The sequence below is a fragment of the Bacillus sp. PS217 genome (assembly GCF_037963535.1).
GTDB lineage: Bacteria > Bacillota > Bacilli > Bacillales > Bacillaceae > Bacillus > Bacillus subtilis.
This window is the reverse complement of record NZ_CP150157.1, coordinates 389,804-410,304: the sequence shown is the minus strand read 5'-3', so window position 1 is coordinate 410,304 and position 20,501 is coordinate 389,804. Positions and strand designations below refer to the sequence as shown.

At 46.6% G+C, this 20,501-nt stretch carries 15 protein-coding genes; 8 read left to right on the top strand and 7 right to left on the bottom strand.

Annotated features, from left to right (window positions below):
• Positions 1-226: 226 nt before the first annotated feature.
• The 3 genes from NSQ83_RS02265 to NSQ83_RS02255 form a co-directional block, all read right to left on the bottom strand.
• Positions 227-811 (bottom strand): L,D-transpeptidase, encoded by a 585-nt coding sequence (locus NSQ83_RS02265; protein ID WP_032730538.1) that lies wholly within the window; start codon positions 809-811, stop codon positions 227-229.
• Positions 808-1,722: a GTP cyclohydrolase FolE2 gene (gene folE2, locus NSQ83_RS02260; RefSeq protein WP_144500918.1), complete on the bottom strand. Its 915-nt coding sequence runs from the start codon at positions 1,720-1,722 to the stop codon at positions 808-810. The genes NSQ83_RS02265 and folE2 overlap by 4 nt, the downstream gene beginning before the upstream one ends.
• 116 nt (positions 1,723-1,838) lie before the next feature.
• The gene (locus NSQ83_RS02255) at positions 1,839-3,044 is read right to left on the bottom strand and encodes a nitrate/nitrite transporter (RefSeq protein ID WP_015252853.1); all 1,206 of its coding nucleotides are present in this window, start codon (positions 3,042-3,044) and stop codon (positions 1,839-1,841) included.
• 179 nt (positions 3,045-3,223) lie between these two features.
• Between NSQ83_RS02255 and nasB the strand changes: the two genes are divergently transcribed.
• From nasB to cobA, 5 genes are all read left to right on the top strand, one after another.
• Complete coding sequence (gene nasB, locus NSQ83_RS02250; protein ID WP_160221333.1) at positions 3,224-5,539, top strand: assimilatory nitrate reductase electron transfer subunit NasB; 2,316 nt, start codon at positions 3,224-3,226, stop codon at positions 5,537-5,539.
• Positions 5,540-5,545: 6 nt separating this feature from the next.
• Positions 5,546-7,678, top strand: coding sequence for an assimilatory nitrate reductase catalytic subunit (gene nasC / locus NSQ83_RS02245; RefSeq protein WP_339238938.1), 2,133 nt, complete (start codon positions 5,546-5,548; stop codon positions 7,676-7,678).
• A gap of 120 nt (positions 7,679-7,798) precedes the next feature.
• Entirely contained in the window at positions 7,799-10,216 is a 2,418-nt protein-coding gene (nasD, locus tag NSQ83_RS02240; protein ID WP_160221331.1) for an NADPH-nitrite reductase, read from the top strand.
• 31 nt (positions 10,217-10,247) lie between these two features.
• The gene (gene nirD, locus NSQ83_RS02235; protein ID WP_160221330.1) at positions 10,248-10,568 is read left to right on the top strand and encodes a nitrite reductase small subunit NirD; all 321 of its coding nucleotides are present in this window, start codon (positions 10,248-10,250) and stop codon (positions 10,566-10,568) included.
• 60 nt (positions 10,569-10,628) lie between these two features.
• A complete protein-coding gene (gene cobA / locus NSQ83_RS02230) occupies positions 10,629-12,080 on the top strand; it encodes a uroporphyrinogen-III C-methyltransferase (RefSeq protein WP_080348067.1) in 1,452 nt (483 codons plus the stop codon).
• Positions 12,081-12,111: 31 nt separating this feature from the next.
• Here the strand turns inward: cobA and ffoR are convergent, their stop codons facing one another.
• Positions 12,112-13,122, bottom strand: coding sequence for a ferredoxin--NADP(+) reductase (gene ffoR, locus NSQ83_RS02225; protein ID WP_029727065.1), 1,011 nt, complete (start codon positions 13,120-13,122; stop codon positions 12,112-12,114).
• A 154-nt stretch (positions 13,123-13,276) separates the two neighbouring features.
• Between ffoR and NSQ83_RS02220 the strand changes: the two genes are divergently transcribed.
• From NSQ83_RS02220 to NSQ83_RS02210, 3 genes are all read left to right on the top strand, one after another.
• Positions 13,277-14,131 carry an alpha/beta hydrolase gene (locus NSQ83_RS02220; protein WP_019712511.1) on the top strand — a complete coding sequence of 285 codons (855 nt, stop codon included), beginning with the start codon at positions 13,277-13,279 and terminating at the stop codon, positions 14,129-14,131.
• A gap of 99 nt (positions 14,132-14,230) precedes the next feature.
• A complete protein-coding gene (locus NSQ83_RS02215; protein ID WP_128441338.1) occupies positions 14,231-15,115 on the top strand; it encodes a permease in 885 nt (294 codons plus the stop codon).
• Between the two features lie 4 nt (positions 15,116-15,119).
• The gene (locus tag NSQ83_RS02210; protein ID WP_003234649.1) at positions 15,120-15,977 is read left to right on the top strand and encodes a TIGR03943 family protein; all 858 of its coding nucleotides are present in this window, start codon (positions 15,120-15,122) and stop codon (positions 15,975-15,977) included.
• Positions 15,978-16,013: 36 nt separating this feature from the next.
• On the opposite strand, the gene putR is transcribed toward NSQ83_RS02210, so the two are convergent.
• The 3 genes from putR to pruA all read right to left on the bottom strand — a co-directional run bounded on the left by putR (position 16,014) and on the right by pruA (position 20,494).
• Positions 16,014-17,249 carry a proline utilization transcriptional regulator PutR gene (putR, locus tag NSQ83_RS02205; RefSeq protein WP_003234651.1) on the bottom strand — a complete coding sequence of 412 codons (1,236 nt, stop codon included), beginning with the start codon at positions 17,247-17,249 and terminating at the stop codon, positions 16,014-16,016.
• 152 nt (positions 17,250-17,401) lie between these two features.
• Positions 17,402-18,823, bottom strand: a complete 1,422-nt coding sequence (gene putP / locus NSQ83_RS02200; RefSeq protein ID WP_010886399.1) for a sodium/proline symporter PutP — start codon at positions 18,821-18,823, stop codon at positions 17,402-17,404.
• Positions 18,824-18,946: 123 nt separating this feature from the next.
• The gene (gene pruA, locus NSQ83_RS02195) at positions 18,947-20,494 is read right to left on the bottom strand and encodes an L-glutamate gamma-semialdehyde dehydrogenase (protein WP_003234655.1); all 1,548 of its coding nucleotides are present in this window, start codon (positions 20,492-20,494) and stop codon (positions 18,947-18,949) included.
• Positions 20,495-20,501 lie beyond the last annotated feature (7 nt).

Sequence of the window (20,501 nt, the reverse complement as noted above, 5' to 3'; positions counted from 1 at the left end):
TCCACTTGCGTTGCTGAACCGATGGAGAGCGCAAATATCTAATCAGAATGCGGCTTGTGTATCGTCTCCAGTTTTCAAGAGACGCTTCATGGGGATCAATGACAGCAAGATCCTTAGCCTTTACGCTTTTCACAGATACAGACAATGATAAGCCATTTATCACAAAACGTAATTGTTACGATTTAAATTGTATGGTCTTTTTTCCTTTTTGTCAACGGTTTTCAATTCAGCTGATCACCACTTTTGTATGTTCAGGGATATTTTCATATACCCATTTCGCATCTGGAATGGTCAGCCTGATACATCCGTGAGATGCTTTCGTTCCTAGTTTTTCTGCTTCCGTTTTGATGACTTTTTGATCCTTAGTCATTGGCACACTATGAAATAAAAATTCACCGTGATTTTTCCATGATACCCAGTATTCTGCGCCTTCCTGGTATCCTTCGGAGAAAAACCATTCTCCCCGTTCAGGCTCTACATAAAAGGTGCCCTTTGGCGTAGCATCATCTTTTGTTTGATCAAGACCAGAAGAAATCATCATTGTATAGATGGTGTTGCTTCCTTCCTTGATGTAAGCCTTCTGCTCCTTCACATTCACATCAATCCAGACATGCTTCTGTTTAATATCCGGGTATTCTCCGCCCGAAGGCTTTGTCCAATCAATGCTTGTTTTTTCTGGTTTTCGGGCGGCCGTCATGTGCTCGTCCGTTTTCTTCGTATTTAAACTTGCGTGTTCTTCCGTATGATAAGAACACGCTGACAGCAGGCTGGCCGGCACAAGAACTGCAATAATGAATAATGAGCGTTTCATATTCTATCCACCTGTTTCGAAAAACGCAGCTTCGCGCAGGCATCGTGGAGATGGATCGATTCTTCATTGCGGCATTCAATCTCAAAGGCCGACACCCATTCAAGCTCAAACAAATCAGCAGCAATCAGCCGGACGAGATCCTCAACAAATCTCGGGTTTTCATAGGCCGTTTCTGTCACGGCTTTTTCATCAGGCCGCTTCAATACCGGATGCAGTCTCGCAGAAGCATTTGATTCTGCGGCGTGAAGCAAATCAGCTTTAACATCACTTGGCAGCGATGCGGCCGGGTGAATATCCGCCCAAATGCTGACCGTTCCCCTCTGATTATGGGCACTGTATTCGCTGATTTCCTTGGAGCAAGGGCACAGAGTCGTTACTTTTGCTGAGATGCCGGCACGCTGTTTAAACGGCTGATCTTTGCGATAGGTGACAGACATGAATATATCAGCATGCATCAAACCCGCTTTCTCAAGCTTCGGGCTTTTCCGTTCGAAAAACCACGGAAACCTCACTTCAACTGTGGCAGATGATGTGTCCATGTTTTCTGCAAGCTCTTTCGTAAATTGCTGAAGAGAGGAAAATGAGAGAATCCAGCCATTTTGATGATAGACTTGCAGCAGCTCTGTTAACCGGCTCATGTTAATCCCTTTCTGATTTCTCGGCAAATTACAAGTCATTGTAAAGTTCGCAGCCGTTGTTTGCTCGGCAGGCATCATGGCAGAAGTGATTGTGACTGGATGGGACACATTAGCGACACCTACATGCTGAATGTCAAAAAAATAATCCTTCCTGATATTTTGCAGGTCCTTCATTTTCTCTTTTTCCACTGGTTTCTCGCCTTTGATCGGACTGACCGATCCAAAGTATTGAAGACGCTCCGTTTTTTTCGGGAGCAGCGTATGTTGATTCATTCAGAAAACTCCTCTCGCTAACAAATCGTAATAATTACTATTTATTTTGATCTTTTCACTGTTGAAAATCAAGAGAAAATAAAAAAGACACGCACAAACGCGTGTCCGTCAAAATCCTAAACATCCGCCGGGCTGCTTTCCGCGCTCCAGCTTTTCCGCCAGTAATAGCCTGCGGCAAGCACAAGTGCAAACGCCAGCAGCGCGATACAGGAAAACGTGATAAAACCGATAGCATATGTGCCTGTCATCTGTTTGAGAGATCCTAAGATGTTCGGCAGGAAAAACCCTCCGATTCCTCCGGCCGCACCGACGATTCCCGTCACCATGCCAATTTCTTTGCGAAAACGCTGCGGCACGAGCTGGAATACTGCGCCGTTTCCCATTCCGAGCCCCATCATTCCGACAAACAATAGAACAATAACCATTGAAAGAGATGGCAGGCTGCTGACTCCGGCCATACACAGTGCCACGATGACAAACAATACAGAAAGAACTTTCGTGCCGCCGACACGATCCGAAATCAAGCCCCCGACAGGCCGGAAAAAGCTCCCCGCCGCCACACATAATGTAACGAAGTCCCCTGCGTGAATTTTTGACAGCTGGTATTGATCAACAAAGAAAATAGATAAAAAGCTTGAGAGCCCGACAAATCCGCCAAATGTGACGCTGTACAGCAGGCAGAAAAACCATGTTTCCTTTTGCCCGAACACATGCAGATAGCTTTTGAGCGGCTGCGGAGCCGGCTGTGCAGGAGAATCCTTTGCCATGGATACAAAAAGAATAAAGACGATCAATAATGGAATTAGCGCAATTCCCATGACAATGTGCCAGCCGAACTGCTCTGCCAGACGAGGGCCAAACAGGGTTGCAAACAACGTGCCGCTGTTCCCCGCTCCGGCAATCCCCATCGCAAGTCCCTGCAAATGAGGCGGATACCAGCGGCTGGCCATAGGCAGCGCTACAGCAAAGCTTGCCCCCGCCACGCCAAGCAGAATCCCGATGGCATACAGCTCAGTCAGGGAACGGCCGCCGAATGTCCCCCAAAGCAGCGGAATCATCGTCACCAGCATCCCGATCACTGCCGTTTTTTTCGGTCCGATTCTGTCCGTTAAAATACCAAGAATGATACGAAACACAGATCCAGATAAAATCGGCACAGCTACGACAAGCCCTTTCTCAAAAGGAGACAGGCCAAAATCCTGAGAAATATAAACACCCAGCGCCCCAAGCATAACCCATATCATAAAACTGACATCAAAGTATAAAAAGGAACAGAGCAAAGTGAGTGGATGACCGCTAGTTTTCAGTTCCGACAGCTTCATAAGATTCCCCTTTCTAGACCCTCATTATTTTACATTTTCTGAATCAAGGATATAGGACCATTATTTTCTGGAAAAGACATGTGTAAGTTTTTGTGACACGTTTAATGCGTTAACAATGCATTGTGACATAATTTTTAATAGGAGAAAACTTACGAGCTTCGCCAAAGGAGGTCTGATACATGAAGAAACAAAGATTAGTGTTAGCGGGAAACGGCATGGCCGGAATCCGCTGTATTGAAGAAGTATTAAAGCTGAATCGCCACATGTTTGAGATTGTCATTTTCGGAAGCGAGCCGCATCCCAATTACAATCGCATTCTCTTATCCTCTGTATTGCAGGGTGAAGCGTCACTCGATGATATTACACTGAACAGCAAGGATTGGTACGACAAGCACGGGATCACGCTTTACACAGGCGAAACGGTTATTCAGATTGATACAGATCAGCAGCAGGTCATCACAGATCGGAAACGCACTCTGTCGTATGACAAATTAATAGTGGCAACAGGCTCCTCCCCTCATATTCTCCCTATCCCCGGGGCAGACAAAAAAGGTGTCTATGGATTTCGGACAATAGAAGACTGCCAAGCGCTGATGAACATGGCCCAGCACTTTCAAAAGGCTGCGGTAATCGGAGCCGGCTTATTAGGACTGGAAGCTGCAGTAGGTTTACAGCATCTCGGTATGGATGTCAGCGTCATTCACCACTCCGCCGGCATTATGCAAAAACAGCTCGATCAAACAGCGGCGCGGCTGCTGCAAACAGAGCTGGAACAAAAAGGCCTAACCTTTCTTTTGGAGAAAGACACCGTCTCCATTTCCGGCACCACGAAGGCAGACCGAATCCATTTTAAAGATGGCTCTTCGATAAAAGCAGACTTGATTGTGATGGCGGCCGGCGTCAGACCGAATATTGAATTGGCTGTATCCGCTGGAATCCAAGTGAACCGCGGGATCATCGTGAATGACTTCATGCAGACAAGCGAACCGAATATCTACGCCGTTGGTGAATGCGCTGAGCATAACGGAACGGTGTACGGATTGGTGGCACCGCTTTATGAGCAGGGAAGAGCTCTCGCCAGTCATATTTGCGGCGTTCCATGTGAGGAATATCAAGGCTCAGCACCATCTGCGGCGTTAAAAATAGCTGGAATCGATGTGTGGTCAGCAGGAAAGATCCAAGAGGATGAACGCACGACGAGCATCAAAATCTACGACGAACAAGCAGGAGTTTATAAAAAAGCGCTTTTTGTAGATGAAAAACTGGCCGGCGTTATTTTATTCGGAGACACCCGTGACAAGCAGCGGCTTCTCGACAGCCTCCTTAAACAACGAGACATCTCCATTGTCAAAAAGCAGATCATCGAACCGGAGACAAGCGGCCCTTTATTTGAATCCATGCCTTCCAGTGAAACGATTTGCCAATGCAACTCAGTGACGAAAGGCGCGATTGAAGAAGCGGTGCACACGAATAGCTTAACAACTGTTGAGGAAGTCAAGCACTGCACCAAAGCCACTGGGTCCTGCGGAGGATGCAAACCGCTCGTTGAAGACCTTTTGAGGCACATGACCAACAGCGAATATACGAAGCCCGCCGGCACACCTTCGTTTTGCAGCTGTACTGATTTTACAGAAGACGACATCATCGCTGAGCTTCAGCGCAGGCCATTCACTAATCCGGCAGAAGTGATGAACCAGCTTGACTGGAAAACAAAAAACGGATGCAGTACTTGTGTTCCTGCGATTCAATACTATCTGGAAATGCTGTACCCTGGGTTTGTCCAGCCTGAGCCAGCCACTGAAGAGACATGCATCCTGATTCCGCAAATGTACGGCGGGCGGACAAACGCGGAGCAGCTAAGAACCATCGCCAACATCATTGAGGCATACAGCATTCCCGACGTATCCATCACTCACGGCCAAAGGCTGAAGCTTTCCGGGATCAAGCCTGCGGATCTCCCGAACATAAAAAAAGACCTGAAGATGCCCGTTTACACTAATGAACACCGACACGCGCTGCAAAGCATCAAAGCATGTACATGCGGGCAAAATCGATCGATTCAGCAGCTGGCAGCCCAAATCGAAAGACAACTTGAGATGCTTCCCTTACCCGCTCCCATTTCTATCAGCTTATCATGTGAAACAGACTGCACCGATGCCGCCCTGCAAGATGTCGGCGCAATTCGGACACAAGCTGGCTGGGACATTCACATCGGCTGCGTCCGGGGAACTCATGCCCGTTCAGGAGCTTTGTTTTGCGTGACTGAGAACGAAGACAGCACTGCCAGCATGATCAAAGGACTGATTCAGTATTATCGGGAAACGGCTCATTACTTAGAAGGTGTTCATCAGTGGATAGACCGTCTCGGGATCGTTCATATCAGAGAAGTGCTATTCGAAGAAGACCTAAGGGCACAGCTGCTGGAAAGCCTCCAAACAGATCTGTCACTGATTCAAAACCCGACTGTAGAGATGGGCGCATATAAGAAAGGATGAGGCATTTTGACTGAACGACTGCTTAGATATTTCCGTGATAAACAGCAAGACGTCCAATCAGAAAAAACATATGACACTCAATGCCCGTTTTGCAGCATGCAGTGCAAAATGCAGCTCGTGGAACAAACCATCGTCACGCGCAAAAAGTACACTGCGATCGGGATTAATAATCCTACAACACAGGGGCGGCTATGCATGAAGGGCATGAATGCTCACCAGCATGCCTTGAACTCCTCTCGCATCACCCGCCCTCTGCTGAAGAAAAACGGCGAGTTTATGCCTGTTTCCTGGGAAGAAGCACTGAATCATATCAAAGACCAAGTGACAATGATCCAAACTGAACACGGACATGACGCCATGGCGGTATACGGAAGCGCCTCGATTACAAATGAAGAGGCGTATTTGTTAGGGAAATTCGCACGGGTGGGCTTACAGACAAAATACATCGACTACAACGGGAGGCTTTGTATGTCCGCCGCAGCAACCGCAGCCAACCAAACATTCGGCGCAGACAGAGGCTTAACGAATCCCTTATCAGACATTCCCCACACCCGTGTGATCATTCTGGCCGGCACAAATATCGCGGAGTGTCAGCCTACGATTATGCCGTATTTTGAAAAAGCGAAAGAAAACGGAGCTTACATCATTGCCATTGATCCGCGTGAAACAGCTACAACAAAAATCGCCGATCTTCATTTAAAAATCAAACCCGGCACAGACGCCGCCCTTGCCAACGGTCTCGTCAAAATCATCATTGATGAACAGCTTATAAACGAGGATTTCATTCAATCACGAACAAATGGATTCGAAGAGCTGAAGCAGCTTACTGACTCGTTGGACCTGAATGACATCGCCGAACAGACGAGTGTCCCGCTGGCGGATATAAGAAAAGCGGCTGTAAAGTTTGCCAAGGAAACGTCCGCCATGCTGTTTACAGCCCGCGGGATTGAACAGCAAACCGATGGAACAGCGGCTGTGAAAGGCTTCTTAAACATGGTGCTGATCACAGGAAAAATCGGCAAGCCTTACTCAGGTTACGGGGCGATCACCGGACAAGGCAACGTGCAAGGTGCAAGAGAGCATGGCCAAAAAGCCGATCAGCTTCCGGGCTATCGATCTATTGAAAACGAACAACACCGGGCACATGTTGCGAAAGTGTGGGGAATCCATCAGGATGATCTGCCGCGAAAAGGTGTCTCAGCCTATGAAATGATGGAAAAAATCAATGACGGCGACATTAAAGGATTGTTCCTCATGTGCTCCAATCCTGCTGTCTCCAGTCCAAATGCGAATCTCGTGAAAAAGGCTTTACGTAAACTGACATTCTTTGTTGCAATCGATTTGTTTATTTCTGAGACTGCGAAATACGCAGATGTGATTTTACCCGCCTCCTCTTACTTAGAAGATGAAGGCACCATGACAAATGTAGAAGGACGCGTGACATTAAGAGAAGCAAGCCGGCCATGTCCCGGCGAAGCAAAGCATGATTGGCAGATCATTTGTGATCTCGCATCCGCTCTCGGCAAGGGCCGCTACTTTTCTTATACGTCAGCGGAGGATATTTTTAATGAATTGAGAGAAGCAAGCCGAGGCGGGATTGCCGATTATTCAGGCATCTCATATGAGAGGCTAAGACGTGAAGGCGGCATTCATTGGCCGTGTCCGGAATCTGATCATCCCGGAACCAGTCGCTTGTTTACAGAATCATTTGCTCATCCGGATCAAAAAGCGGCATTAAGTGTGATTCCAAACGAACCACCTGTTCCAAAGGAGAAGCCAACAGCCGATTATCCGCTTTATTTAACGACAGGCCGCGTCATGTCTCACTACTTAACAGGCGTCCAAACAAGAAAAAGCGCCGCCCTTGCCGCGAGACATTTTGAATCGTTTATGGAAATCCATCCGCAAACAGCAGCGACCTACAATATCGAGGACCGTGTGCTGGTAAAAATAGAATCGCCGCGGGGAAGCATCACCGTCCGCAGCAAATTATCAGAACAAATCAGAAAAGATACTGTTTTTGTTCCCATTCATTGGGCAGACGCTCAAAATGTGAATGATTTAATCGGAGAAGCCTTAGATCCAGCCTGTAAAATGCCCGGTTTTAAGGTATGCGCCGTCCAAATCAGACCTATTTAAATTTTTCATAAAATTTTTAGAACTTTTCGTATATTTTGTTACATTTTATAACATGTATCTTAAATATTCCTTTTTGCTGTGCTACGCTGGAAAAAACATTGATAAGGAGCGGATCATCTGATGGGAAAAAAACAGCTAGTTCTTGTTGGTAATGGAATGGCCGGGGTAAGGGCCATTGAAGAGATACTGAGTATTGCTAAAGACGAGTTTCAGATCACAATTTTCGGTGCCGAACCGCATCCCAATTACAACCGAATCCTTTTGTCAAAAGTGCTTCAAGGCGATACAGATATTAAAGATATTACGTTAAACGATTGGGACTGGTACGAAGAAAACAACATTCAATTGTATACAAATGAAACAGTCATCAAAGTGGACACGGAAAACAAAACAGTCATCACAGATGCAGACAGAATCCAGCCTTACGATGAATTGATCCTGGCGACAGGCTCGGTCCCTGTTATCCTTCCGATTCCGGGCGCAGACAAAAAAGGCGTCACAGCTTTCCGGGACATAAAAGATACAGACACAATGCTCGCCGCGTCAAAACAATATAAAAAAGCTGCCGTCATCGGCGGAGGACTTCTTGGTTTGGAAGCAGCTCGCGGACTGCTGAATCTTGGCATGGATGTGTCCGTCATCCACCTTGCCCCATTCCTGATGGAGCGCCAGCTTGATGCAACGGCAGGACGCCTGCTGCAAAACGAGTTAGAAAAACAAGGTATGACCTTTTTACTTGAAAAGCAAACAGAAGAAATTGTCGGTGACGACCGTGTCGAAGGCCTCCGATTCAAGGATGGCACAAGCATTGAAGCTGATTTAGTCGTCATGGCTGTCGGCATCCGCCCAAATACAACGCTCGGGGCCGAGAGCGGCATTCCGGTTAACCGCGGCATCATCGTCAACGATTATATGCAGACTGAAATCCCGCACATTTACGCGGTCGGCGAATGTGCCGAGCACCGAGGAATCGCCTACGGGCTTGTGGCGCCGCTGTATGAACAGGCAAAAGTGCTGGCAAAGCATATGTGCGGCATCGAAACAAAACCGTATGAGGGCTCCGTTCTCTCCACACAGTTAAAGGTATCAGGCGTCGAGGTCTTCTCTGCCGGTGACTTTAACGAATCAGAGGAGAAAAAAGCGATTAAAGTCTTCGATGAGCAGGACGGCATCTATAAAAAAATAGTCCTGAGAGGCAATCAAATTGTCGGTGCTGTTTTATTCGGCGACAGCAGCGAAGGCAATCGCCTGTTTTCTATGATTCAAAAAGAAGCCGATATCTCTGAAACCTCTAAAATATCAATCTTACAGCCCCTCAGCCAGGAAGCAGGCACAAGCATAACCGCAGCGATGAGCGACGATGAAATCATCTGCGGCTGTAACGGCGTGTCAAAAGGTGCGATTATTCAAGCCATACAGGAAAAGGGCTGCTCGTCAACGGACGAAATCAAAGCATGCACCGGCGCATCCCGCTCATGCGGAGGCTGTAAGCCGCTCGTAGAAGAAATCCTCCAGCATACGCTCGGATCAGACTTTGATGCGTCAGCGCAAAAAGAAGCCATTTGCGGCTGCACCACATTGTCGAGAGATGAAGTCGTAGAAGAAATCAAAGCCAAAGGGCTGTCACATACAAGAGAAGTCATGAATGTGCTCGGCTGGAAAACGCCAGAAGGCTGTTCTAAATGCCGACCCGCTCTGAACTACTACTTAGGCATGATCAATCCAACCAAATACGAGGATGACCGGACATCCCGCTTTGTTAATGAACGAATGCACGCCAATATTCAAAAAGACGGAACATACTCAGTCGTTCCTCGGATCTACGGCGGCGTGACCAACTCCACAGATTTGCGCAAGATCGCCGATGTCGTTGACAAATATGAGATCCCGCTCGTGAAAATGACAGGCGGCCAGCGAATTGATCTTATCGGCGTGAAAAAAGAAGACCTTCCGAAGGTATGGGAAGATCTTGATATGCCATCGGGCTACGCGTACGGAAAAACGCTCCGCACAGTGAAAACATGTGTAGGCGAGCAATTCTGCCGCTTCGGCACACAAGACTCCATGGCACTGGGCATTGCGCTTGAGAAAAAATTCGAAGGGCTGAACACGCCTCACAAAGTCAAAATGGCCGTGTCTGCCTGCCCGCGAAACTGTGCGGAATCCGGCATTAAGGACCTTGGCGTTGTCGGCATCGACGGAGGCTGGGAGCTTTATGTCGGCGGAAACGGCGGAACCCATTTGCGTGCCGGCGATTTGCTGATGAAGGTGAAAACAAATGAAGAAGTCTTAGAATACGCGGGCGCTTACCTGCAATATTACAGGGAAACCGCAAACTATCTGGAGCGTACGTCCGCATGGCTTGAGCGCGTCGGTTTATCCCATGTCCAATCCGTGTTAAACGATCCGGAAAAGCGGCAGGAGCTGAACGACCGAATGAATGAAACACTCTCTGTCCACAAGGATCCGTGGAAAGACTTTTTAGAGGATAAACAAACCTCTAAAGAATTATTTGAAAATGTCGTGACCACATCATAATGACAAAAACTATCATTGAGGAGGAATGGACATGGTAAACAAAGACGTAACAAAAGTATGTATCGGAAAAATTGAAGAATTGCCTGAACAATTAGGCAAAACAGTGTATATTGAAGATAAGGAGCTCGCGGTTTTCAAGCTTTCAGACGGAAGCATCCGCGCCATCGAAAACCGCTGTCCGCATAAAGGCGGCGTCCTGGCAGAAGGCATCGTCAGCGGTGAATATGTTTTCTGCCCGATGCATGACTGGAAAATTTCCTTAAAAGATGGAATCGTCCAAGAACCTGACCACGGATGCGTCAAAACATATGAAACGCTGATCGAAGGAGAACATGTTTATCTCGTATATTGATCAAAAGACCGGATCACTTTTCTAGTGGTCCTTCATTTTTTACAGTGACGGAAGGATGACATGATCATGAAGAACGGAATCGTATATTTCGTGGGAGCCGGACCCGGCGACCCAGGCCTGCTCACCATCAAAGGAAAACAGGCGCTCGAGGAAGCAGATGTGATTTTATATGACCGGCTCGCCAACCCGAAGCTGCTCGAATTTGCATCACCGGACTGCCAGTTTATTTATTGCGGAAAACTGCCAAACCGCCATTTTATGAAACAAAAAGAAATTAACGCCCTGCTGGTTGAAAAAGCATTAAATGGGTTAACCGTCGTTCGCTTGAAGGGCGGAGATCCGAGCGTATTCGGCAGAGTCGGCGAGGAAGCAGATGCTCTTCATGAGCACGGCATTCGCTATGAAATGGTGCCGGGAATCACCTCTGGAATTGCAGCGCCGCTATATGCGGGCATCCCCGTCACGCATCGGGATTTCGCATCGTCTTTTGCCATGATTACAGCGCATGATAAATCATTAAAAGGCACGCCGAACCTTGACTGGGAAGGGCTTGCACGAAGCGTACAAACCCTTGTTTTTTACATGGGTGTCAAGAACTTGTCTTATATTTGCCAGCAGCTTATTTCATACGGGAAATCGCCTTCTGTCCCTGTCATTGTCATCCAATGGGGAACGTGGGGCCGCCAGCGGAGTGTGAAAGGAACACTTGAGAACATTCAGCAAAAAGTGCAGGAACACCAGATTACAAACCCTGCGATTATCGTCATCGGAGACATCGTCAACTTTCAAACACACGGCTGGTTTGAAAGCAAACCGCTCATCGGACGGCATTTGATGGTTGTGACTCATGGCGAAGATGAAGACCCGCTTGCAGACAAGCTGCGCGATTCCGGCGCCGATGTCATCGAGTGGCCGAAATGGCGGACCGAAAACATGCCAGTCAATGAAGACATTCTTCGAAAGATTGGCACCTTTGAAGACGTTTTTTTCACATCGCGCCGAGCGGTTTGTGAATTTTTCAGAGCACTGGCTTCTCAGAAAATCGACATCCGCCAGCTGACAGCCAAACTGAGTGCAGCATCTGAGCAAGCAAAGACAGAGCTTGAGAAACGGGGCTTTCTTGTCACCGCCATTCAACCTGATTCAGAGAAACGTCTTGTTGTCGGGAGCCGCCATGCAGTGGAATTCATGCAAAAGCATGAATCCTGTTCGTTTTATATCACTCATGAAAACGTCATAGATGACCGGTTCACCCACATGATTCAGCGTACCATCAGTGAATCCCCGCTGCACATGGTCATTTGCCCGAACAAGCTGTCCGTTCAGCAATTGATCAATGGTGGCGAACAAATTGGCATTTCGCCGGAATTGTCAGCAAGCCGGCCCCCTATCGTCTGTATAGGCGATGACTCAGCTGCCGAAGCTTATGGATTCACAGCTGTACAAGAACAGGATGAATTGCTAGCTTTCATTCAGAATCAACAGACGCAGAAAAAGCTCCTTCACAGCTGATGGCTGGCAGCCCTTTCCCCCAAGGGCTGTTTTATTTATGTACCAATTTTTTATGATGGGTGGAATACATCGCCATATTCTCGGCCTTAGGGTCCAGATAAGCCTTGGCACTGTTGACCGCTGTCGGGCCTTCGGTAAAGCCGCCGGCAATCAATCTCAGCTTGCTTTCATAAAAAGCCGCGTCACCCGCTACAAACACGCCCGGAAGATTCGTCCGCATATGTCTGTCAGCTTTCACCCTGCCTTCTTCAATCTCCAGCCCCCACTCCATCATCGGCCCTAGATCAATTTTGAAGCCATGATTAATGATCAGCTCATCAATTTCTATGTCTTTCCTCTGGCCAGACTCAGTATGACAAACGGTCACGCTTTTGATGCCCTCTTCATCTCCGTTCAAATGCTCCAGCCGATAAGGCGTAAGCACCCGCACCGATGATTGCTTCATTTTCGTCACGCTGCTTTCCATTCCGCCGAATTCCTCACGCCGATGAACGACAGTCACAGACGCCGCAATCGGTTCAAGCTCATTAGCCCAATCGACCGCAGTATCTCCGCCGCCTGATATCACCACGCGTTTCCCTTTAAACGCATCGAGCTTCTCCACTCCATAATGAAGATTTTTGCCCGCATATCGGGCCGCATCCTCGCTGTCAAACTCATTGACCTCAAGTGTACCCATGCCGCAAGCCAAAATCACAGTTCTTGTATAGTGCTTTTCCCCTTCAGAACCCGTCAGTACAATGGTGCCGTCATTCAGGCGTTCAAACCCGGTCACACGCTGATTCAATACGATATCAGGATCAAATGTTGCCGCCTGCTCCTTCAGCTGCTCGATCAGCTGCTTTCCCGCAATCCCCGGTATGCCGCCGATATCGCGAATGATTTTCTCAGGAAAGAATAAAGACACCTTCCCTCCGAGCTTCGGCAAAAATTCGATTACCTTTGTTTTCAGCTCCCGCATCCCGCAGTAAAAAGCAGTAAACAGCCCAATCGGCCCGCCCCCTATTATCGTAACGTCATATACCTCTTGATTCTCAGCCATCCGTCCTGCCTCCCGTTCACATCTATATCAAAGTTTTAATTGAGAATGAATATCAATACAAAGTATATCATATTTCAAGGGCCTGTGTTTATTCATTTCTTCACCTTGTGATCAATTGCTGAAAACTCTATAATAGGACAAATGGGAGTAACAGATGAAAAGACAAGTCGAAACGATCACCTTTGATGGCAGTACACTAGAATATTCTGTGACAGGCAAGGGAACTCCGATCCTTGTCATGCATGGCGGGCATTCAAATTGTTACGAGGAATTCGGATACACAGCGTTGATTGAGCAAGGGTATTCCATCATTACGCCTTCAAGGCCCGGCTATGGACGAACGTCAAAAGAAATTGGAAAAAGTCTTGCCAACGCCTGCCGTTTCTATGTGAAATTATTAGATCATTTACAAATCAACAGTGTCCATGTGATCGCCATCTCAGCAGGAGGGCCGAGCGGCATATGCTTTGCCTCACATTATCCGGAAAGAGTAAATACATTGACCCTGCAATCCGCAGTCACCAAAGAGTGGCTCACCCCAAAAGACACTGAATATAAATTGGGGAGAATTCTCTTCCGCCCGCCGGTGGAAAAGTGGATATGGAAGCTGATTTCTTCTTTGAATAACGCTTTCCCGCGTTTGATGTTTCGAGCTATGAGCCCCCAATTCAGCACGCTTCCGTTTCAGCGAATCAAGTCCTTGATGGATGAAAAAGACATGGAAGCATTTCGGAAAATGAACAGCCGGCAACGCTCGGGTGAAGGATTTCTGATTGACTTGTCACAAACCGCCGCTGTCTCTTTAAAAGACCTGCAAGCCATCATATGTCCCGTGCTGATTATGCAAAGTGTTTATGATGGATTGGTTGACTTGTCACATGCACATCATGCAAAAGAGCACATTCGTGGCGCTGCTCTCTGTTTGCTTCACTCATGGGGACACCTGATTTGGCTCGGAAAAGAAGCTGCAGAAACAGACAGTATCCTACTCAGCTTTTTGGAATCCTAACCAAAGTGAAACGATCCTTTCCCCTCCTCCGTCAAACAAGCAGTGCCTTTTTTTCTGGTATCATAAGAAAGGCAGCTTAACATGAGCGGAGGTTTTATTGTGACAGCACAATCATCTTTTCTTCAGCTGAATTCTATTTTTATCAGCATTTTAATAGAAGCCATTCCGTTTATTCTGATTGGCGTCATACTTTCCGGAATCATTCAAATGTTTGTTTCTGAAGAAATGATTGCAAGAATCATGCCGAAAAACCGTTTTCTCGCCGTTTTATTCGGTGCGCTGGCCGGCGTTTTATTTCCCGCCTGCGAATGCGGCATCATCCCGATTACGAGGCGGCTTCTGTTAAAGGGAGTTCCTCTGCATGCGGGGGTTGCTTTCATGCTGACCGCGCCTATCATTAATCCTATCGTTTTATTTTCTACTTATATTGCGTTCGGGAATAGATGGAGCGTTGTCTTTTACAGAGGCGGACTGGCTCTCGCCGTTTCGCTGATCATCGGGGTCATCTTATCCTATCAATTTAAGGATAACCAGCTTTTAAAGCCTGATGAACCCGGGCACCACCATCATCATCACGGCACCTTGCTCCAAAAACTGGGCGGGACCTTGCGGCATGCCATTGATGAATTTTTCTCCGTGGGGAAATATTTAATCATCGGCGCCTTTATCGCAGCCGTTATGCAGACGTATGTCAAAACATCCACTCTGCTTGCGATCGGGCAGAATGATGTATCCTCTTCCCTCGTGATGATGGGTCTGGCGTTTGTCCTGTCGCTTTGTTCAGAAGTTGATGCGTTCATCGCGTCTTCCTTCAGCAGCACATTTTCATTAGGATCGTTAATCGCCTTTCTCGTCTTTGGCGCAATGGTGGATATTAAGAATCTATTGATGATGCTTGCGGCCTTCAAAAAACGATTTGTTTTCCTGCTGATTACATACATTGTCGTGATTGTTTTAGCGGGATCACTACTGGTAAAGGGGTGATTGGATGTTTCGTCTATTGGTGCTGATGGGATTTACGTTTTTCTTTTATCATCTGCATGCCTCAGGAAATCTAACAAAATATATCAATATGAAATATGCCTATCTTTCCTTTATTGCGATTTTCCTGCTGGCCATTCTGACCGCCGTCCAAGCATATCTATTTATCAAGTCGCCTGAAAAAAGCGGGCATCACCATGACCATGATTGCGGGTGCGGCCATGATCACGAGCATGACCATGAACAAAACAAGCCATTTTATCAGCGTTATTTGATTTATGTTGTTTTTCTTTTTCCTTTGGTGTCAGGCATCTTCTTCCCGATTGCAACGCTTGACTCATCCATAGTCAAAACAAAAGGGTTCTCGTTTAAGGCGATGGAGAGCGGAGATCACTACTCCCAAACTCAGTATTTGCGGCCTGATGCCAGCCTTTATTACGCGCAAGACAGCTATGACAAACAAATGAAACAGCTGTTTAATAAGTATTCCAGCAAAAAAGAGATTTCTCTGACCGATGACGATTTCCTAAAAGGAATGGAAACCATCTATAACTATCCGGGTGAATTTCTCGGACGGACGATAGAATTTCATGGATTTGCTTACAAAGGAAACGCAATTAACAAAAATCAGTTGTTCGTATTAAGGTTTGGCATCATTCACTGTATCGCTGATTCCGGCGTGTACGGGATGCTTGTGGAATTTCCGAAGGACATGGACATCAAGGATGATGAATGGATTCACATTAAGGGCACTCTGGCCTCAGAATATTACCAGCCATTCAAGTCAACTCTCCCTGTCGTCAAAGTAACTGACTGGAATACCATTAAAAAACCTGATGATCCGTATGTTTACAGAGGATTTTAAGTGAAGACGAAACCAGTACAAGTACTGGTTTCTTTTTTATTTCTTTTTCATCAGCATCAAATCGAGATAGAGCTGGCACCGCGTTCTGAAATCGCTTAAATCGATCGACGTCATCTCAGTAATTTGTTTGATGCGGTAATTCAATGTATTTTGGTGAATAAACAGCTGTTCTGCCGCTGGTTTTGTTTTGCAGTTGTTGAGGAGATAGATTTCCAAGGTTTTGAGCAGCTCAGTGCTGCTTTCTTCGTCTTTCGCTTTTAATAAAGCTAAATCTTTATTCTCGTATTCTAAAAATTCATTTTTCTGTTCGATGCTTTCTAAATAACGGTAAATGCCGAGTTTGGCATATTCATATGGAATGTTTTCCTGATTGCCGGTGATTTCTGCGGCTTTGATGACTTCAAGTGCTTCTGTGTAGCTCTTGCCAAGTTTTAATAGGTGATTATATTCGTTTCCGATACCGATATAAATAGGGGTAGGTATTTTTTGAAAGTGAAAATGTGTTAACAGCTTGTTAATAAACTCAGAAGCTGCTGAGGAGACGGAGCTTTTTTGGGAAAAACTCGCTACGACGATGACAATGTTTGATTCGATCGTTAAGACATGACTGACCTTATCCCGTAAATTCAGGTACGACCTGATATTTTCCTTTAAATCCTCAACCGCTTCCCCATCCCCATTTGCGGCGTGCAGGATCACAACTGAAAACATGGAAGGCAGCACGGTGTTGATCCTTTCAGCTTCCCGTCTGAGTTCCTTCTCAGAGGTAAATTGCTGATAGATCGCCCGTTTGATGAGATCCTCTGCTTTTTCTTCCTTTTCCTGTTTCAATTTATTCGTTTTATAAATGATTTTCCCGACATGGAAGGAGGTCTCGTACAAAAAGTCGAGCTCTTCATCCGTCAGATTTTGGTCCAGCTCCTGAATCCAGATGTAGCCCATGACTTCCCCTTTGTGCTTTGCACTCACGACCACCCTCTGGTTTAACCCAATGCTTTCAATTTTATTGACGCGAAACGGCTCAGGCTCTGTTTTTAATTTTTCAATAATACCGTCCTTCAGAAACCTCTCAAAAATCTGGACCGGACACTTTTTCGAAAAAATAGTCTGCTGGTTGGCAGAATCAAAATGGTTAATATAGTAAGAATTATAGGCTAATAAAAAGAAATCCGCGCTTTCCAGTATCACTGGCTTTTGCAGTTCATAGCTAATAAAATCAATCAGCTTATCAACATCTGAAAATGAAAAAACTCTCTCTAAAAGCTCTTCCATACCTTTTTCTCCTATACTTTTTTTACTTTAATCATATCCATACGGGGTCTTTTTGTATAGAAAAAAATACGTTTGTTTCCAAAAGAAAAAAATGGCCGCTTAAAAGGAGAAAAGAGGAAAAAGGGACAGCCCCTTCCTCCTCCTTTCGATCTTTATTGCGACATTGTATCTTGGTAGTCGTTGAACTGGTCTGTGACAGCTTGTGACGGAGCCTGCGTCAATATGCTGACAAAAAAGACAGATAATAGACTCGCAGCAAAACCAGGTATCATTTCATACAGAAAGTCCGAAAGACCGGCATTCGCCCAAATGATTACAGTCGCTGCTCCCACAATCATGCCGGCGAGTGCCCCCCATTTGGTCATTCGTTTCCAAAACAGACTGAGCAGTACAACTGGCCCGAATGATGCACCGAAGCCCGCCCACGCGTAGCTGACCAATCCAAGGATGGTGTTATTTTTCTCCCAAGCCAGAACCAACGCGACAATTGAAACAGCCAGAACAGCCAGTCGGCCTAAAAACACCAGTTCTTTATCTGAAGCTGAGCGTCTGAACATCGACTTATACAAATCTTCTACCAGAGAGCTTGATGTCACAAGCAGCTGGGAAGAAATTGTACTCATAATCGCGGCCAAAATCGCTGAAATCAGAAAACCCGTGATAATCGGATGGAACAAGATATTCCCTAATTGAATAAAAATCGTCTCTGGGTCCTTCAGTGTCATGCCGCGCTGATGGTAATAAGCGATTCCGCCCAAACCGGTCAGCACTGCGCCTACTGCAGACAAAATCATCCAGCCCATCCCAATTCTGCGCGCTCTTTTGATCTCTTTGACAGACGTTATCGCCATAAAACGCACAATAATATGCGGCTGGCCAAAGTATCCCAGCCCCCAGGCAAACAAAGAAATAATGCCAAGGACGCTCGTTCCTTTGAAAATATTAAACATATCAGGATCTACAGAGCGGATTTCAGCAACTGTATCACCTGCTCCTCCCGTGTGGAAAAACGTAACGATCGGCACAAGAATGAGTGCGGCAAACATAATAATCCCCTGAACAAAATCTGTCCAGCTGACTGCCAAAAAGCCGCCAAACAGGGTATATGCCACAACAACACCCGTCACAATCCACAGGCCGGTGTGATAATCCATCCCCAAGATGCTGTTGAATAAGACGCCGCCGGACACCATTCCGGACGATACATAAAACGTGAAAAAGACTAAAATGACAATTCCCGAAAACAGTCTGAGAAGCTTTGTTTGATCTCCGAAGCGATTTTCCAGGAATCCGGGAATTGTAATAGAATTCCCCGCTTTTTCAGTATAGGTTCTCAGCCGTGGTGCGACGTAAAGCCAGTTCGCCCACGCTCCAAGGCAAAGTCCGATGACGATCCAAGCGCCGCTCAGACCAGTAGAAAACATGGCGCCCGGAAGCCCCATTAGCAGCCAGCCGCTCATATCGGCAGCGCCGGCACTGAGAGCGGTTACTGCCGGACCCAAAGAGCGTCCTCCCAGCATATAATCCGTCAGATTCGACGTACGCTTGTAAGCAAAGTAGCCGATTAGCAGCATTCCCGCCATATAAATACAAATCGAAATAATCAGCTGTGTGTTTTCTATGGCACTTCCTCCTCTTTTTTATAGTATATGGATGAAATGGACACCCCCGCAGGGAGGATGCCCATTTAGTCCCGCTTAGAACATTTCACTGATTGTTTTTGCTTGCATATGCAGAGCCAAGTAATCCGGCCCGCCTGCTTTTGAATCCGTTCCCGACATTTTGAAGCCGCCAAACGGATGGTAGCCGACGATAGCACCTGTACAGTTGCGGTTGAAGTATAGGTTTCCGACATGGAATTCCTGTTTCGCACGCTCGATGTGCTTGCGGTTGTTTGTGATAACCGCGCCTGTCAAACCATATTCAGTATTGTTTGCCACTTCTAAAGCTTCATCAAAGTCTGACACTTTACAAAATGCAACGACAGGTCCGAAAATTTCTTCCTGCATGAGTCTTGCTTTCGGATCAAGGTCAGCGAAGATCGTCGGTTTGATGAAGTATCCTTTCGAATCATCACCAGTACCGCCGCTTACTAGACGCCCTTCCTGTTTTCCGATCTCAATATAGCTCATAATTTTATCATAAGAACCTTGGTCAATGACAGGTCCCATATAAACATCTGCACTGTCAGGTTTAGCTGTTACTTTTGATTCCGTAATTTCAATGACACGCTCTAATACTTGATCATACACTTTTTCATGAACAACTGCACGTGAACCTGCAGAGCATTTTTGTCCCGCAAAGCCGAATGCTGAAGTAAAGATCGATTGAGCCGCTAATTCAATGTCCGCATCCTCATCAACAACAACCGTATCTTTACCGCCCATTTCAGCGATGACACGCTTTAAATGCTGCTGGCCCGGCTGAACCTTCGCCGCGCGTTCGAAAATTCTCGTACCAACTTCTCTTGATCCCGTAAATGTGATAAGGCTTGTTTTCGGATGGTCAACAAGATAGTCGCCTACTTCCGCTCCGCTTCCCGGAACAAAGTTGACTACTCCTTTTGGCAATCCGGACTCTTCAAGCACCTCAACAAATTTTGCTGCAATAACAGGTGTAGCACTCGCAGGTTTCAGGACCACTGTGTTTCCAGTAACGATCGGCGCCACTGTTGTGCCTGCCATGATCGCAAACAAGAAGTTCCAAGGCGGGATAACCACTGTCACTCCAGTCGGCGTGTATACATATTGGTTTTTCTCGCCTTCACGGCTGTTGACCGGTTTGCCTTTTGCCAGTTCGATCATTTGGCGCGCATAATACTCCATGAAGTCGATCGCTTCAGCCGTATCGGCATCCGCCTCGTTCCAAGGCTTTCCTGCTTCTTTCACAAGCAAAGCTGAGAATTCATGTTTTCTTCTGCGGACTTTGGCAGCAGCGCGGAACAGGACAGCCGCTCTCTCTTCAGGAGACGTGTATCTCCACTCTTCAAATGCTTTTGCAGCCGCTTGAATCGCTTGCTCAGCGTGCTCTTGAGAAGCTTTTGACACTCGGCCGACGACTTCTTCTTTATCAGCCGGGTTGATTGAAACGATTTTCGCTTCCGTTTCCACTCTCTCGCCGTTAATGACAAGCGGATAGTCTTTTCCTAAATATTCGCTTACTGTCGCAAGCGCTTTTTTAAACGCTTCCACGTTGTTTTGATCTTGAAAATTTGTGAATGGCTCGTGTTTGTAAGGTGTTGTCATGATAATC

Bases quoted from the DNA above. Each gene is read 5' to 3' on its own strand.
- NSQ83_RS02265 (WP_032730538.1), bottom strand. From the start codon at position 811: ATGAAACGCTCATTATTCATTATTGCAGTTCTTGTGCCGGCCAGCCTG.
- folE2 (WP_144500918.1), bottom strand. From the start codon at position 1,722: ATGAATCAACATACGCTGCTCCCGAAAAAAACGGAGCGTCTTCAATAC.
- NSQ83_RS02255 (WP_015252853.1), bottom strand. From the start codon at position 3,044: ATGAAGCTGTCGGAACTGAAAACTAGCGGTCATCCACTCACTTTGCTC.
- nasB (WP_160221333.1), top strand. From the start codon at position 3,224: ATGAAGAAACAAAGATTAGTGTTAGCGGGAAACGGCATGGCCGGAATC.
- nasD (WP_160221331.1), top strand. From the start codon at position 7,799: ATGGGAAAAAAACAGCTAGTTCTTGTTGGTAATGGAATGGCCGGGGTA.
- nirD (WP_160221330.1), top strand. From the start codon at position 10,248: ATGGTAAACAAAGACGTAACAAAAGTATGTATCGGAAAAATTGAAGAA.
- cobA (WP_080348067.1), top strand. From the start codon at position 10,629: ATGATCATGAAGAACGGAATCGTATATTTCGTGGGAGCCGGACCCGGC.
- ffoR (WP_029727065.1), bottom strand. From the start codon at position 13,122: ATGGCTGAGAATCAAGAGGTATATGACGTTACGATAATAGGGGGCGGG.
- NSQ83_RS02220 (WP_019712511.1), top strand. From the start codon at position 13,277: ATGAAAAGACAAGTCGAAACGATCACCTTTGATGGCAGTACACTAGAA.
- NSQ83_RS02210 (WP_003234649.1), top strand. From the start codon at position 15,120: ATGTTTCGTCTATTGGTGCTGATGGGATTTACGTTTTTCTTTTATCAT.
- putR (WP_003234651.1), bottom strand. From the start codon at position 17,249: ATGGAAGAGCTTTTAGAGAGAGTTTTTTCATTTTCAGATGTTGATAAG.
- putP (WP_010886399.1), bottom strand. From the start codon at position 18,823: ATGCTGCTAATCGGCTACTTTGCTTACAAGCGTACGTCGAATCTGACG.
- pruA (WP_003234655.1), bottom strand. From the start codon at position 20,494: ATGACAACACCTTACAAACACGAGCCATTCACAAATTTTCAAGATCAA.